The sequence below is a fragment of the Brucella sp. TWI559 genome (assembly GCF_039674265.1).
In the GTDB taxonomy this organism is placed as follows: Bacteria; Pseudomonadota; Alphaproteobacteria; order Rhizobiales; family Rhizobiaceae; genus Brucella; species Brucella chromiisoli.
The window spans coordinates 160683-173097 of sequence record NZ_JBDJNE010000009.1 but is presented as its reverse complement, the minus strand read 5'-3'; the positions used below and the strand labels follow the sequence as shown (position 1 = coordinate 173097).

The window sequence follows — 12415 nt, the reverse complement described above, 5'->3', positions numbered from 1 at the left end:
GGATGAATGTCAGTGGCAACACAGCCGGCACTTCCAAAGTCGACATCACCAACCGTCACGGTTTTGGCGCTAAAACCAATAACGGCATCGAGATCATCTCCGTGGGGGGGAGCTCTGATGGTCTGTTCACGCTCAATGGTGATTATGTCACCAAAGACGGCAAGCAGGCTATTATGACTGACTCGGCCTATGCCTATACGCTGCAAAAAGGCGGAACCAATACGCCAAATGACGGCAACTGGTATCTGGTCAGCAAGAATCCGAACGATCCGGTCAATCCTGTCAATCCGGTCGATCCGGATTGCGAGAAGACCAATACCTGTCCTCCAGGTCCTAACCCTGGTCCTAATCCGGGCCGTTACAGCCCCGCGGCTCCGATCTATGAATCCTATGGCTCGACGCTGCAGGCTCTGAACAAGCTGCCGACACTGCAACAGCGTGTGGGTGAGCGTTATCTGGGCAGCTCCAATCAGGTCAATTCCGGTGAAACCGACAGCAAGGCGATCTGGGGCCGCATTGAAGGCGCGCATAACCGTCATGAAAGTGCCTCCACGGCAGGTGATCTGCATCAGGATATCAACACTTTCATCATGCAGGCCGGTGTGGATGGTCAGTTCTATGAGGATGAGAATGGCACACTGTTTGCTGGCATTACCGGGCAATACGGCAATGCACGCTCGGATATCGACAACCGGACCGGTGACGGTTCGGGCAGCATCAGCACGCAAGGATGGGGGCTTGGTGCCACGGCCACATGGTATGGTACGTCCGGCTTCTATCTTGACGCACAGGCACAGGCCAACTGGTATGACAGCGATCTTCATGTCGATGCAGTCAACCAGACTCTCAGCAACGGCAATAAGGGCTTCGGTTATGCCCTGAGCCTTGAAGCGGGTCAGCGTTTTGCCATCAACCAGAACTGGTCGCTGACACCGCAGGCACAGCTCATGTGGTCATCGGTGAATTTTGACACCTTTACCGATAGCTATGGCGCACGCATCTCCAATAGAGACGGTGATAGCCTGACAGCCCGGCTTGGTCTTGCTGCCAACTATGCCAATAGCTGGAAGGGCCATGATGGGCGGATGGTCAATACATCACTCTATGGCATTGCCAATCTTTATCAGGAGTTCATGGGTGACGCCCGTATGAATTATGCGGGAACCCATATGGCCACTGACAGCGATGATACATGGGGTGGGATTGGCGCAGGTGGCACCTATGCCTGGGCCGACAACAAATACATGCTCTATGGCGAAGGTTCCATCAACACGTCACTCAACCATTTCTCCGACAGCTACGCCCTCAAAGGCAATGTCGGCTTCAAGGTGAAGTGGTAGAAAACCCATAGTCGCAATCAAATTATCGCTCCCGGTGCCAAGCCGGGAGCGATTTGTTTTATGCAAAATGCCACGTCTGCATCGATCATGCGACTGTGACCGGAATTTTTGATCGCTGTCGCAAAGCTTTTGGTCGGTGATATGCGGTCCTATTTTTAGACGCACTTATGCTGCGAGTTCCATCAGGCAGCCAAACCGTCAAACGGTCATACCGGCCAGGTTCATCAAGAGGCGAAAGAGAAGCGCCACGATTGCCAGTGCCACCACGCTGCCGGTCCAGATCAGAACCATCCAACCAACACGCCGCAGCCACAGTTTCTGATGGTGAGGAGTGTTGGACATTAGTGATATCCTTCCCCCACCTTAACCTTGCCTCGGAACACATAATAGGACCATGCGGTGTAGGCGAGGATGAACGGAATGATAAACAACGCTCCGACCAGTGTGAAACCCAGGCTTTGAGGGGGCGAGGCAGCATCCCATATTGAGATAGCCGGCGGGATGATGTTCGGCCACAAGCTGATTGCCAGTCCCGAATAACCTAAGAACAACAGTAAAAGCGAAAGCAGGAATGGTGCGGCATGGCTTTTGCCTGACAAGGTTTTCAGAAGAATCCATGTGGCTAAGGCAACCAGTATAGGCACTGGCATAAAGAAGAACAGGTTCGGCAGTGCGAACCAGCGCGCTGCAATGTCAGGGTTGGCATATGGCGTCCAGAGGCTGACGATCACGATCGTCACCAGTACAGCCACGGTAATCGGGCGGCCAAGTTGTCGCATGCGCTGCTGAAGAGCGCCCTCGGTTTTCATCACAAGCCATGTCGCTCCGAGCAAGGCATAGGCGAGCAACATGCCGACACCCGTGAACAGGCTAAACGGTGTCAACCAATCAAACATACCGCCAACATACGAACCGTCCCGGACTTCGAAGCCGTTGATAAAGGCGCCAAGCGCAAGTCCTTGGGAAAAAGTGGCAATGTAGGAACCCCACATGAAAGCTTTATCCCAGAACGCCTTGTGCCCCTCATCCGCCTTGAAGCGAAACTCGAATGCCACGCCTCGCCAGATCAGACCCGCCAACATGAGAAGAAGCGGAAAATATAGGGCGCTAAGGATAACGGCATAAGCCAGCGGGAAGGCGCCCAGCAAAGCAGCACCGCCCAGCACGAGCCAGGTCTCGTTTCCGTCCCAGACAGGCGCAACGCTATTGACCATAGCGTCGCGGTCGTCCCGGTTGCGAACGAAAGGGAACAGAATGCCAATGCCAAGATCGAAACCGTCCATGATGACATACATCATAAGACCGAAGCCGATGATAAGCGCCCATATAAGAGGAAGATCAATGCCCATATTTTTTCTCCTCTTTAAACAATCGTTGAGTCAATATTATCGGGAGCAGCTGACAAGGGCCGCGCTGGCCGTTGAGACTGGCCCGGATCACGCGGCGGGTTTTCGTCTTCACTCTTGGCAGGCCCTTTGGCGACCAGCTTCAGCATATAGCTGACACCCGTACCAAAGACGGCGAAGTACATGACCATGAAGATGATCAGTGTGGTCGATAGTGCGAGCGCCGAATGGTTAGACACCCCATCCGCAGTGCGCATCACGCCATAGACCAGCCAGGGTTGGCGACCGATTTCGGTCGTGTACCATCCCGCCAGAATTGCGATCAGACCCGATGGCCCCATCCAGATTGCGAAGCGCAGGAACCATTTTTGTACATATAGCCCACTGCGCAACCGCAACCAGACGCTCCAGACACCGAGCAGGAGCATGAGCATGCCAAGACCGACCATGATGCGGAACGACCAGAACACCACCGTTGAATTCGGGCGATCTTCGCGGGCGAATTCACTTAGCCCCGGATACTGCCCGTCAAGGCTATGCGTCAGAATGAGCCCACCCAGCCTTGGGATCTCAATTTTGTAGAGGGTTTCCTCGCTTTCCATGTCCGGCCAGCCGAACAAAATGAGCGGCACACCAGCGCCTGGCACATTTCGCCAATGGCCTTCCATGGCTGCGACCTTTGCGGGTTGATGCTCAAGCGTGTTCAGGCCATGCAAGTCACCAATAAAGATCTGTATGGGCGTAACCGCCAAAATCATCCACATGGCCATGGAGAACATTTTCCGCACGCGCGCATCTCTGCGACCTCGCAGCAGATGCCACGCACCTGAAGCGCCGACAAAAAGCGCCGTTGCCAGAAAGGCCGCCACGGTCATGTGGGCAAGCCGATAGGGGAAGGACGGATTGAAAATAACCTTGAACCAGTCCACCGGCACGACGACGTTATTGACGATCTCAAACCCTTGCGGCGTCTGCATCCAGCTATTTGATGCCAGAATCCATGTGGCGGAGATCAAGGTGCCGATCGCCACCATGACGGTCGCAAAGAAATGAAGGCCCGGTCCGACCTTATTCCAGCCGAACAGCATGACACCGAGAAAGCCGGCTTCAAGAAAAAATGCCGTCAAAACTTCATAAGCGAGCAGTGGCCCCGTTATCGATCCGGCAAAGGCTGAAAAGTAACTCCAATTGGTTCCGAACTGGTAAGCCATGACGAGCCCGGACACGACGCCCATCGCGAAATTGACCGCGAAAATCTGCGACCAGAAATGATAAAGATCGCGATAGACGGTATCTTTTTTCCAAAGCCAAAGCCCTTCGAGAACGGCGAGATAACTCGCAAGCCCTATCGTGATCGCGGGAAACACGATGTGAAACGAGATGGTGAAACCAAACTGGATACGAGCCAGCTCAAGAGCGGTCAGTCCGAGCATTTTGCAGCCTCCTGCGACTGAGGAATGTCGCTGTTATCCTCACCAAAAAGAGAGAACTGCCCGCTCTCAAACGTAACAGCAGATTTCTTTCGTGTATCGACAGAGAGTTGGAAGACGTCCGGCCGCGCATAATGCCCGGCAACGTCAAGGTCATATTTTCCGCGCGCAATGATGCGTCGGTCGATTTCGGCAATCTGGATCGTCTCACCGGTGAAATCGGGTTCCACCAGCACATTTCCGAGCGGGTCAATGATGCATGAACCGCCTCGGATCAACACGGTGCTCGGATCATCACCCTGAATCGGCGCATAATCGGCAGGGCCATCGCTCCTCGTGAGGTATTGGCACGCCGAGATCACAAAACAGCGGCCTTCAAGGGCAATCGTGCGCATGGTCGGAAGCCAGGCATCACGGTCATCTACTGTCGGCGCACAATAGAGCTCCACGCCCTGCGCATACATGGCGGCTCGAAGCAGCGGCATATAGTTTTCCCAGCATATGACACTACCGATGCGCCCGATCGGTGTGTCGACCACGCCGATCGTCGAGCCATCGCCAAAGCCCCAGACCAGTCGCTCCAGCGCCGTTGGCATCAGCTTGCGGTGCTTGTAGAGAAGCTTGCCTGCAGGAGAGTAGGTCAGGGTCGAGCAGTAGAGCGTGCCGCCATCCCGCTCAATGATACCCACGACCAAATGCACGCCATTGTCCCGTGCGATCTCACCGATGCGCGATGCCTCCGGGCCTGGAATATCAATGGCACTCTCGAAATAACGGCGGAACTCTTCGCGGCCTTCCGCGCTTCGAAGCCCAAGCCGGGCACCGAAATCCAAACCCTTCGGATAGCCTCCGACAAAAGCCTCCGGGAAAACAACGAGCTCGGCACCTCTGCCTGCGGCTTCGCGGGTTAACTCAGCGAGCTTCGCTACCGTCTTGGATGTGTTGAACAGGACGGGAGCGGCTTGAACGACTGCGGCTTTGATGAGGGACATGGCAAACAATCCTGAAAATCACACGACGGCGCGCGTGCTGAGTGAGGGCTGCGTGATAAGGTTGGCAAGCTGATTGAGGCCATCTTCGAGATCTTCGCGGTCTGGCGCGACGCCAAGGGAAATCCTGACGGCTTCAATGGGATGTGCAACGGTTGCGAAGGCGGAAGAGGGGACGATTGAGACACCGGCACGGTCAGCATGCGCAGCAAAGTCAGCCGCGCGCCAATGTTGAGGCAGGTGCAGCCATAAATGGTGACCATGGGGGTCGGCCGCGTAATCATGACCTTTGAGGATTGATCGGGCCAGCTCTTGACGCGCTGCGTTCTCGTCCCGAATGGAGCGGGTAATCTCGCTCATCGTGCCGTCCGAAATCCATCGGCTTGCCAAGGCTGACATAAGCGGCGGAGCCATCAGGGTCGTCGCGCGCAGCACACCGGCAAGTCGAAGAGCCTTCGTGCTGTTGGGCGCAATCACATAGGCAACCCGCAAAGCCGGGCTTGCACATTTGGAAAGCGTGGCGATGTGCCAGGTGATGTCGGGCGCCAATTCCATCATCGAAACCGTGCGATCCGGTATCAGTGGTGCATAGGGGTCATCCTCGATGACCGCGACACCATTCTTGAGTGCTATAGAAACCAAAGCCCGACGGCGGTCTTCCGGCAAGGTCGCAGTGGTCGGATTGTCGATGCTGGGAATGACATAAATCGCCTTTGGCAAACGCTCGCGGCACAGCTTTTCGAAGGCGTCTGGAATGATCCCCTGCTCGTCCATTGCCAGAGGTTCAATCACCATCCCTTTCTGAACAGCAACCGCCTTGAGGCCGGGATAGGTCATGGCGCCGGTCGCCAATATGTCACCCCGATCAAGCAGCAGTTCACACACGGCGAACAATGCGCTCTGTGCACCCCCTGAGACGACGATGCGGTCCGGCGTAACCCTTTCAATCCGGGGACGAAGCCAGCTTGCTGCGGCTTGCCTGTCCGGTTCTGATCCTGTGCTTTCCTGATAATGAAGATTAAGCAGCCCGCGCGTGCCCCCGAGAACCCCCGCGATTCCACTGGGAAAAACCTTTCTGAAATCGACATCAGACGGCTGTGAAGGAATGTTCATGCTCAGGTCAATCAGCGGCGGTGCATGATCATGAGGCTCGCTATTGAGTGCCTCACGGATGAACGTCCCACGGCCCGCTTGTGCCTCAACGAGCCCCCGGCGGCGGGCTTCATTGCAGGCACGCGTGACTGTGGTGAGATCGACGTTAAGCGCCTCAGCGATCACGCGCTGCGCCGGCAACCGATCTCCCCCGGCAACCCTTCCGGAGCGAATATCGGCTTCCAACGCCTCTACGATACCGAGATATTTCATCCTCGCGTTTTCGATTAGTCGTGGCTTCCACATTTCGACCCCTCAAACTGTATGGCTTATTAACATACAGTTCTAATATCATGTATGGATACCAAAGGGAAGCGGAGATCGTGCTGCACATAAAGTTCTAAGAGCGCGGCAAGGACATCACGTCATTCGCGGTCTGAGCGAGTTACGCCCTGATCAATTGCCATTCTGCCCAGCCGCCCCATCAAGGGGCAACTGCCGCTTCACTGGATATACCCAAAAATTCAAAGCGTTGGAGAACTACACAAGCAGTTATGGCCTGTTGGATTCCTTATTCTCCCCCATTTTCTTCTCCTTCTCCTCTTTATCCTTATTATAATGCCATTTGATGGCGAAAAACATAGCCACAACCAAAACGATGGCTTTGAATATGCCGGCAATGATGGGGAACCAATCCATGATTCTGAATCTTTCCAGGATTATTATGTGAACGGAGGAAACGTTAGCGAATGCGCCGTTTCCAGTGGTGTTTTCCAGCCGTCAGGACTGTCGAGCCAGGCCATGACGCCATGAGCAGACGAGCTGAGGCAATGACACTTCGAAACGGCGTATTCTCGAGAAGGCGCGCTATCAGGCAGCGCGCTGTATGGCGGGCCAACCAATATCGCTGCCTACAGCGAGAAGCGCATCGATAAGCGAACGCATATGAGCTTCAGTGTGGAATGGCGTCGGTGTTATGCGAAGCCTTTCCTGCCCACGAGCCACAGTGGGGTAATTGATTGGCTGGACGTAGATCGCGTGCTCGGTGAGAAGTCGTTCGCTGATCAGACGGCACAGATGCGCATCGCCGACGATGACGGGAAGAATGTGGCTTGGGGTGTCAAGGACGGGCAACCCTGCATCATTCATCATCGCCTTGAGACGGGTTGCATTGGCTGCCTGGCGCGCCCGTTCCTCAGGATGCGCCTTGACGTGTTGTATGGCTGCGAGCGCCCCGGCTGCCAGATGCGGACACAGCGAGGTCGTGAAAATGAAGCTGTCCGCCATGCTACGGATGACGTCGATCAAAATCGCCGGTCCGGTGACATAGCCACCCATCACACCAAATGCCTTTGCGAGTGTTCCCTCGATGATTGTCAGGCGATGCGCAAGCCCCTCGCGCTCGGCAACACCGCCGCCGCGCTGTCCATAAAGGCCCACGGCGTGAACTTCATCAAGGTAAGTCAGAGCTCCGTGCTTATCCGCCACATCACAGATGGCCGAAATTGGGGCGATGTCGCCATCCATGCTGTAGACGCTCTCAAACGCGACGATCTTTGGACGATCCGGGTCGATCCCGCTCATGAGTTCATCAAGATGTGCTGCATCGTTGTGACGGAAGATAAATTTATCCGCGCCGGATCTGCGGATACCTTCGATCATCGAGTTGTGGTTCTGAGCATCCGAGAAGATTGCGCAGTTTGGCAGAACGCGACCCAGCGTACCGAGAGCGGCAAGGTTCGAGATCCAGCCCGATGTGAAGATTAGCGCAGCGTCTTTTCCGTGCAGATCGGCCAGTTCAGCCTCAAGGGCGACGTGCTGACGATTGGTGCCCGAAATATTGCGCGTTCCGCCCGTGCCTGCTCCCGAAAGATCGATGGCCTCGTGCATCGCGGCGAGCACGTCCGGGTGCTGGCCCATTCCGAGGTAGTCGTTGCTGCACCAGACTGTGACGGGCTGTTTTTGCCCGTCTGGACGATGCCAGAGCGCCGTCGGAAATTCCCCGGCAATCCGCTCTAATTCAGCAAATGTTCGGTAACGGCCGTCTAGCTTCATATCAGCAAGCAGATCTTCGAAAGACTTGTCGTAATTCATATCAGCACCCTTGGACTGTAGGTGCGGAAAATCACCTACATGACAGTATCATATCCATACAAATGTCGGGCTCTGTGTATGCCAATAAACAATACATTGCAATAGATTTGTACGCTTTGCGTTGGCGTGGATGTTGCAGAAACGTTGTCGCAATGGGTTTTGTCGCAAAAATTTGATCAGGCTGAAAGCAGCCAGATCGTCGGATGCACCTATGCTGCAAGCTCCGCAAATAACTGGGATGGTGGCTGATTGTCGTTGTCGACTTGACATCTACGGATCATGCGGGCCGCTTCGATGCCCGCGATTGTCGCTGAGGCTGAATGGAATGCCCTGAAGCCCATCATGTGTTTGGCAATGCGTGTGATAAAGCGGCAACCCAGTGCAAGAAGATTGTTGAGACATTTGGTCTACCGGATCGCAATTATGCCCGGAATATCATTGCTGGCGACGGCTTTCTTGGAGCGGGTTTCAATCGGATTGGATCAGTTCTGCGCTCTCAAGGTTGGCTTAACGCGCATCTTTTTCCGAAAGCCGTTTCACACTTTTTGGAATGCGCTCTAAAGAAAGGCCACGTTAGCCTTGATTTGCTGAAGATCTCAATCAGATATTGAACAACGGGCGCAAAAGAAATCAGTATAAAGGATGATACTTTTTGGAAAAACGAATTCATTCGAAATCGACTGTCATCCACGTTCACCCCACTCAATCATGCGCAAAGATACTATCAAGGCTCAGTAAAAGTGAATTTTGCGATAAAGCCAGGCGATGCTATCCCTTTCGGGCAGCGGGTGAGAGTTCATAGCGACTTCGATTTTCCAGCGAGCTGATTTAAACGCTCTTCATTTAGCGGCGCTATTTCGCTGTCCGAAATGAATTGTACGCCGATTTCGCAATTTTGCCGCCAAACGATCCGCGTCAGCAAGGCGCGGCCGTAAAAATCGTCGAACAGCCAGAAACGTTCTGGCAGACTGGGAACATCCGCGGTTCTCAATCGCGCGCCATGCGAAGCTATATCGCTGAATTGACATTCGATGATGAAACGCCCGTCGAGCCCAACAATTTTACCTGATCGCAAGCGTGTACGCTGTCGTTCTTCGCTTCGCCTTTCGCTTGTTGGCCTTTTGCGCACCATGATAACGTGCCTCTTGTTCCCTCTAAACAAGCTTTATAACAGTATTGATTTATCCAAACGTTACTCTCACCCTCGGTAAACCGACTTCTTTTGAATATGACTAATTAGGTGTCTAGAGCATTTCAAGCAAAAGTGTGAAGCCGTTGGGGTGGAGGGATGATACTTGAAAGCAAACAGATAAAGCATTTCCAATGACACAATCAAAACAAGGAATGCTCTAGTTGCGGGATTTGATGGTGGAGTTCATCCGCTCGACCTGATCATCGGTTCAATGAATGTATGGTCAAACTTCCTGCCGTGCTTAACCGCGATTTCCTAAAAGTCGGGAAGGGCAATGGAATAACGGGCATCGAAATATAAAATAATGCCGACCCGGCATTTGCCGGGTCGGATTTCAAGAGCGCAGCGTCTCGTGTCCGTTTCTCTGCTGTTTTCAGGCGGCGAGAATGACTTTCATTGCCTTTTCGCGCGCAGCATTGCCGAACACTTCGTAAGCGTCCAGAATCTGATCGAGTCGGAAACGGTGCGTGATGAGTTTTTTCGGATCGAATTTACCAGCCTTGACGGTCTTCAGCAACATCGGTGTCGTGTTGGTGTTCACCAACCCCATCGAGATTTTTATGTTCTTGATCCAGAGATCTTCAATGCGAAGCTCGACTGGCTTCCCGTGAACGCCGACATTCGCGATATTGCCGCCAGCCGAAACGATCTTCTGGCAGATGTCGAATGTCGCGGGAACACCGACGGCTTCAATCGCCACATCGACGCCCTGTCCGTCGGTCATTTCCATGATCCGGGAGGCTGCGTCTTCTTCACCGACCTGAATGGTGTCGGTGGCGCCGAACTGACGCGCAAGAGCCAGACGCGCCGGGTCCATATCGATCATCACGATCTTACCGGGTGAATAGAATTGCGCCGTCAGGAGTGCAGACATGCCGACTGGCCCTGCGCCTACGATGGCGATCGTATCACCGGGCTTCACACCGCCCGCCTGCACGCCGATTTCAAGCCCTGTTGGCAAGATGTCCGACAGCATCACCAATGCTTCTTCATCTGCACCTTGCGGGATCGGATAGAGCGAGTTGTCGCCATGCCGAATGCGGACAAATTCGGCCTGTGTACCGTCGATCGTATTGCCGAGCTGCCAGCCGCCATCATCACAATGGGAGTAAAGCTGTCGTTTGCAGTTTGGGCAGGAACCGCAGGATGTGATGCACGAGATCAGCACCGCATCGCCCCGGCGGAAGTTGCGAACCGCACCGCCAACCTCTTCAACAATGCCAACGCCCTCATGGCCGAGCGTCCGTCCTTCGGCGACGCTTGGCACATCGCCCTTCAGAATATGCAGATCGCTGCCGCAGATCGTCGTCTTCGTAATTCTCACGATGACATCCGTTGCTTCCTGAACGGTCGGCTTGGGCTTTTCGACCCAGTCTTTTTTACCTGGTCCGTGATAAACCAACGCTTTCATCATATCCTCCCTCGGGGGCATACCCCTCAGCATATTTTTGCAAAGATCACACAAACCTGACTCCTGTCCGGATAGTGAGGCGCCGTCGGCGCTTGCATGCAATGTAGACAACGACCGCGGATGGACGAAGACTGATGGTTGGTCCATTCAGGAAGCCAGTACTCCAAATCAGAAGAAATCAGCCTACACCATTTGATCACCTGCCGAAATGGATTGAACAACGCGTATCCAGTCAAAATTCACCTCAGCATGAGGACCTTGTGGCGAGGGTTGTCACACGCGCCCTGTTCGGCTGCGCAGTGTCTGGTAGGGCGTTTCGCCGAAACGCTGATGATAGGACGCAGTCATCGCGGTGAGGTTTACATATCCTCTTTCCGCTGCAATTGCAGACACGGTTTGCCCGGGCATTGCCTCTTCGAGCGCCTTGCGAAGACCATCAAGACGGCAGGCCGTGAGATAGTCATGCGGGGTGACGCCACGAAACCGCCGAAACCCTTCGGAAAGGCTCCGGGCCGAAATGCCGACCTGTTCAGCAATCGCTGCCACGGAGGGTCCCTCATGCGCCCGTTCTTTCATGAGACGTTCCGCCTCGCGCACATATCGGGGGGCTGCACCGCGCGCTCCGGTCTCAAGATTGAGCCCGGCACTTTCCGCCCAGCCCCGCAGCAACTCCAGACAAAGGGTTTCCTCGATCCGCTTTTCGATCAAGGGGCTGGAAATACCGTCATTCCGGGCGTCGACCGAAAGGGTTGCGTAGTTGAGAAGGGAAAGCCAGGCAGATTGGCGGTGGCCGAAAACCAAACGTTTCTTCCAAAGGTCATCTTCCGGGACGAAGCCGTACCAACGCTGCGCTGTTTCCTCCATGAGCTTATGGGGTATCGTCAGGTTGAACTGAAGATCGTGTCCGTCCGCCACGTTCCAGTAGTCCGTGCGACTGCAATCCACAACATAGCTGTCACCGGGGCTGGTGTCGACGCTGATGCCGTTCGTCAATGGATGACGCACACTTCCACGCATGGTGTTGACCACGATAATGTTGCCCGAGGAAGGGTCGAATTCATCCGCTTTGGTGGGCACTCCAAAGCAGAACCGGCTCAAAATGATCCGGCCGATCGATAATGTACGCAAAGTGGCATTTGGGTCGGCACCGTCGATGAGGGGGCGCGCTACAAGTGGCATATAAACGCGATGGCAGAAGGCATTGACCTCTGCCCAGTCCCGGGAAGCATTTAGTTTTCCGCTCAGCAGCGGCTGGCCTTGCGCATCATAAAGCAGAGCATTCTGTAGCAATTTCTCCTCCCCCTCCTGAAACTCAGCAGTATTTGATCTGCTTTTCCATTTGGCTTTGCCAATCTATACTTACATGAAGAGAGGTTTATAGACAAATTTTTCAATTTAGAGCATTTCCTGCCAAAGCGCGAACGCGCTTGGGCGGGATAATGCGTGAAAGCAAATAGATAGGGCATTTCCATGCACTAATAAAAACAGGAAATGCTAAAATGAATCATGCGAAAAGAAATG

The 12415-nt window shown here is 54.2% G+C and carries 10 protein-coding genes and 1 pseudogene; 1 reads left to right on the top strand and 10 read right to left on the bottom strand.

From position 1 onward, the window contains the following. Positions 1 to 1340: autotransporter family protein (locus ABE530_RS13285; protein WP_499694800.1), on the top strand; the 1340-nt coding region annotated here is incomplete at its 5' end. Positions 1341 to 1538: 198 nt separating this feature from the next. On the opposite strand, the gene ABE530_RS13280 is transcribed toward ABE530_RS13285, so the two are convergent. From ABE530_RS13280 to ABE530_RS13235, 10 genes and pseudogenes are all read right to left on the bottom strand, one after another. Then, entirely contained in the window at positions 1539 to 1682 is a 144-nt protein-coding gene (locus ABE530_RS13280) for a DUF2474 domain-containing protein (RefSeq protein ID WP_499694799.1), read from the bottom strand. Further along, positions 1682 to 2689 carry a cytochrome d ubiquinol oxidase subunit II gene (gene cydB, locus ABE530_RS13275; RefSeq protein WP_265986950.1) on the bottom strand — a complete coding sequence of 336 codons (1008 nt, stop codon included), beginning with the start codon at positions 2687 to 2689 and terminating at the stop codon, positions 1682 to 1684. The genes ABE530_RS13280 and cydB overlap by 1 nt, the downstream gene beginning before the upstream one ends. A 14-nt stretch (positions 2690 to 2703) precedes the next feature. Continuing rightward, the gene (locus ABE530_RS13270; protein ID WP_499694798.1) at positions 2704 to 4119 is read right to left on the bottom strand and encodes a cytochrome ubiquinol oxidase subunit I; all 1416 of its coding nucleotides are present in this window, start codon (positions 4117 to 4119) and stop codon (positions 2704 to 2706) included. Beyond that, positions 4107 to 5108, bottom strand: coding sequence for a carbon-nitrogen hydrolase family protein (locus ABE530_RS13265; RefSeq protein WP_499694797.1), 1002 nt, complete (start codon positions 5106 to 5108; stop codon positions 4107 to 4109). Before ABE530_RS13265 ends, ABE530_RS13270 begins: the two co-directional genes overlap by 13 nt. Positions 5109 to 5126: 18 nt before the next feature. Next, the gene (locus ABE530_RS13260; protein ID WP_265986947.1) at positions 5127 to 6503 is read right to left on the bottom strand and encodes an aminotransferase-like domain-containing protein; all 1377 of its coding nucleotides are present in this window, start codon (positions 6501 to 6503) and stop codon (positions 5127 to 5129) included. A 564-nt stretch (positions 6504 to 7067) separates the two neighbouring features. Then, positions 7068 to 8291, bottom strand: coding sequence for a 5-aminolevulinate synthase (hemA, locus tag ABE530_RS13255; RefSeq protein ID WP_499694796.1), 1224 nt, complete (start codon positions 8289 to 8291; stop codon positions 7068 to 7070). Positions 8292 to 8500: 209 nt separating this feature from the next. Beyond that, a pseudogene (locus tag ABE530_RS13250) lies at positions 8501 to 8695 on the bottom strand (IS6 family transposase); the annotation flags it as partial. Between the two features lie 392 nt (positions 8696 to 9087). Further along, entirely contained in the window at positions 9088 to 9423 is a 336-nt protein-coding gene (locus tag ABE530_RS13245; protein WP_499694795.1) for a PilZ domain-containing protein, read from the bottom strand. A 433-nt stretch (positions 9424 to 9856) separates the two neighbouring features. Beyond that, complete coding sequence (locus tag ABE530_RS13240) at positions 9857 to 10894, bottom strand: zinc-dependent alcohol dehydrogenase family protein (RefSeq protein WP_265986006.1); 1038 nt, start codon at positions 10892 to 10894, stop codon at positions 9857 to 9859. A gap of 273 nt (positions 10895 to 11167) precedes the next feature. Continuing rightward, a complete protein-coding gene (locus ABE530_RS13235) occupies positions 11168 to 12184 on the bottom strand; it encodes an AraC family transcriptional regulator (protein ID WP_499694794.1) in 1017 nt (338 codons plus the stop codon). Between the last annotated feature and the right edge of the window lie 231 nt (positions 12185 to 12415).

What these genes read in the sequence shown, in the direction of transcription:
- ABE530_RS13270 (WP_499694798.1), bottom strand. Translation starts at nt 4,119, where the DNA reads ATGCTCGGACTGACCGCTCTTGAGCTGGCTCGTATCCAGTTTGGTTTC.
- ABE530_RS13265 (WP_499694797.1), bottom strand. Translation starts at nt 5,108, where the DNA reads ATGTCCCTCATCAAAGCCGCAGTCGTTCAAGCCGCTCCCGTCCTGTTC.
- cydB (WP_265986950.1), bottom strand. Translation starts at nt 2,689, where the DNA reads ATGGGCATTGATCTTCCTCTTATATGGGCGCTTATCATCGGCTTCGGT.
- ABE530_RS13245 (WP_499694795.1), bottom strand. Translation starts at nt 9,423, where the DNA reads ATGGTGCGCAAAAGGCCAACAAGCGAAAGGCGAAGCGAAGAACGACAG.
- ABE530_RS13260 (WP_265986947.1), bottom strand. Translation starts at nt 6,503, where the DNA reads ATGTGGAAGCCACGACTAATCGAAAACGCGAGGATGAAATATCTCGGT.
- hemA (WP_499694796.1), bottom strand. Translation starts at nt 8,291, where the DNA reads ATGAATTACGACAAGTCTTTCGAAGATCTGCTTGCTGATATGAAGCTA.
- ABE530_RS13280 (WP_499694799.1), bottom strand. Translation starts at nt 1,682, where the DNA reads ATGTCCAACACTCCTCACCATCAGAAACTGTGGCTGCGGCGTGTTGGT.
- ABE530_RS13240 (WP_265986006.1), bottom strand. Translation starts at nt 10,894, where the DNA reads ATGAAAGCGTTGGTTTATCACGGACCAGGTAAAAAAGACTGGGTCGAA.